Origin of the sequence: Endozoicomonas sp. ONNA2 (assembly GCF_024606365.1) — a bacterium.
In the GTDB taxonomy this organism is placed as follows: domain Bacteria; phylum Pseudomonadota; class Gammaproteobacteria; order Pseudomonadales; family Endozoicomonadaceae; genus Endozoicomonas.
In genome coordinates this window covers 1-2,693 of sequence record NZ_JAHHPO010000396.1, presented here as the reverse complement: position 1 = coordinate 2,693, position 2,693 = coordinate 1, and the positions used below count along the sequence as shown (strand labels likewise).

Annotated in this window: 1 protein-coding gene; it reads right to left on the bottom strand. The window is 51.9% G+C overall.

Annotated elements, in window-relative coordinates:
* Positions 1-122: 122 nt before the first annotated feature.
* Positions 123-2,333 (bottom strand): ankyrin repeat domain-containing protein, encoded by a 2,211-nt coding sequence (locus tag KDK14_RS07190; protein WP_257264370.1) that lies wholly within the window; start codon positions 2,331-2,333, stop codon positions 123-125.
* Positions 2,334-2,693: the final 360 nt, after the last annotated feature.

Below are 2,693 nucleotides of genomic sequence, written 5' to 3'. Positions count from 1 at the left end.
CATAGTACCAGCCCAAGTAGCCAGAAATATTCGATTCCATATGGCCAGCTACTTAGTGTTGCAAAGCGTTAATACCTACAACACATAAAGATTGCACCGGGACAATTACCGCTAAAGTCTTGCTAATGTAATGGAGGGGGTCGCCAGCCATCGTTTGCAATCAGGAGTCTTGTGCACGTGCCGTGGCCATAGCTGGCAGCTAAACTCAGGGCCGACCAGCCATCGTCAGTTTCTTCAGTGATCTGGATGTCCGGATTGGCCAGCAATGCTTCGATACACTCTGAGTTGCCGTGGATTGCAGCAATGTGAAGTGCTGTTCTGCCATTAACCTTCTCATTGACCAGGATGCCAGGAGCAGCCAGTAATAACTTCATGGTCTCTGCATGGTTGTATTTGGCAGCGATGTGGAGAGCTGTCTTGCCACTGTCATTCTTCTTGTTGACCTGGATGCCAGGAGCGGCCAGTAATATCTCGACGCACTCTGTATTATCCAAGTTGGCAGCGATGTGGAGAGCTGTCCAGCCCCTGACAAACTTCTGATTGACCAGGACGCCCGGGGTGGCCAGCAACACCATGAGGGACTCTGCACAGTTGTTTAAGGCAGCTAAGTGGAGGGCCGAAAGGCCTTGGGAACTCTTCTCACTGACCATGATTCCGGGGGTGGCCATAAACACTCTGAGGGACTCTGCGCAGTTGTTCAGGGTAGCCAGATGGGGAGCTGAAAAGCCGTGGGAATCCATCTCACTGACCTCGATGCCGGGAACGGCCAGTAACACTTTGACGGACTGCGCACAGTCGCTTAGGGCAGCCAGGCTCAGAGCCGTCCGGTTATCTCGATCCTTTTCATTGAACTGGATGCCGGGAGCGGACAGCAACGCTTCGATACACTCTGTGTTGCAGTATTCAGCGGCGATATGCAGAGCTGTCTTGCCACTGTCAGTCTTTAAATTGACCATGATGCCAGGCGCAGCCAGTAACACAGTCAGGGACTCTATACTATCGTATTTGGCAGCGATGTGGAGCGCTGTGTAGCCCTTGTTACTCTTCTTATTGACTTGGATGTTCGCAGCGGTCAGTAATGTCTTGACGGACTGTGTACTTTCGTATTTGGCAGCTTTGTGGAGGGCTGTGTGACCCTTGTCATTCTTCTTATTGACCCGGAGGCCGGGAGCCGTCAGTAATGTCTCAACGGACTTTGTATTATCGAATTTGGCAGCGACATGGAGAGCGGTCCAACCCTTGTTATCCATATTATTAACCGAGATATCCGCTGCGGCCAGCAACACCTTGAGGCACTCGACACAGTCACTGTCGGCCGCTACGTGAAGTGCTGTCGAGCCCCACGCATCCTTCTTGTTGACCTTGATACCGGGAACGGCCAGTAACAGGTTGGTGGACTCTGCACAGCCACTTCTGGCAACGAAGTGGAGAGCTGTCCAGCCCCATTCAGAACTGAGATTGATATCTGCTCCTGCGTCGAGCAGGCATTTCAGATGCCCGGTTTTGCCCGATAATGCGGTGATCATCAGGGCCGTGACGCCGTCGTTATTACGGGCATTGATATTCACTTCGCTGTGAGCAAGCAGCTCATTCAGGCCCCCGGAGCCCTTGTCTTTTTTGCAGGTAAAGTATTTGAATATCTTGTCGTCATCGAAGCTGTCACCGATGCCCATGGCAGCCCATTGTTGACGGGCCTGGATTATACCGATTCTGGAGGCCATATGGAGGGGCGTTTCGCCGTTCTTATTGGTGGCATTGATATTCGCTCCCCGGCTAATCAACCATTTCAGGCACTGGACGTGGCCGTTCTCAGCCGCGATGTGCAAGGGGGTCTGACCATCATGGTCAGCAGCATTGACATCGGCGCGATAGTCGATCAGTGTTTGGACGCAATCCATATGGCCGGAATCAATAGCGATGGCTAACGGGTGTGCAGGTTGACCAGTGACCGCCGAGCGGTACGTTACCATTGCCAGACCGGCGTCAAGTGTCAGCAGCATGTCCAGGCTGTCCAGATCCCCGATACGACAGGCATGAAGCATCGGGGATTCGCAATAAGGTGACTTGTTTTCCGCGATTTGGCTCTGGTTCAGAGGAATCAGTGGCAGAGCCGGTTGTTTGCAGGCACAGCATTCGCGTTGATCGAGCCTCTTTCCCTGTTGCTGTTCACCGTCAAGCCATTTGGTGATGCATTCCAGGTGGAAAAGATGAGGTTTCGGTTGGCAGGAAGTTTTCACCAGTGTGCGCCCGCCAGACGGCCCTGTGGTGATCCCGTCGTTGTCAAGGCAGATAGGACAGGTAAATGAGAGATCTCTCTTGTTGACACTATTCATGACTTTGGGCTGTTTTGATACAGATAATGAGTATGACTGAAAACGGCAGGGAAAATTCCATAAAACAGCCTTTATGAACGGCGTCCCTGGATAAATTTTTACCGTTGTATGGGTCGTATAGGTCGTATAGGTCGTATAGGTCGTATAGAAAGTAGTCATGAATTGCCGTGCAGGGCAGACTATTCCCGTTCAGCTTCTCAGTATCTTTCCCGGAATAACTTCATCATTTTTTCAGTCTGGGAAAAGGTCGCAGCTTCCCGTGAATGGCAAGGATCCAGGTCAGAAATTATGAAACCGGGGGTGGGAATCCGGGAGGCTGTCTGAGAATAGACTGCCCTACTGCGGTGGCAGCAAATTGGT

Coding starts and splice junctions, on each gene's coding strand:
- KDK14_RS07190 (WP_257264370.1), bottom strand. CDS start 2,333: ATGAATAGTGTCAACAAGAGAGATCTCTCATTTACCTGTCCTATCTGC.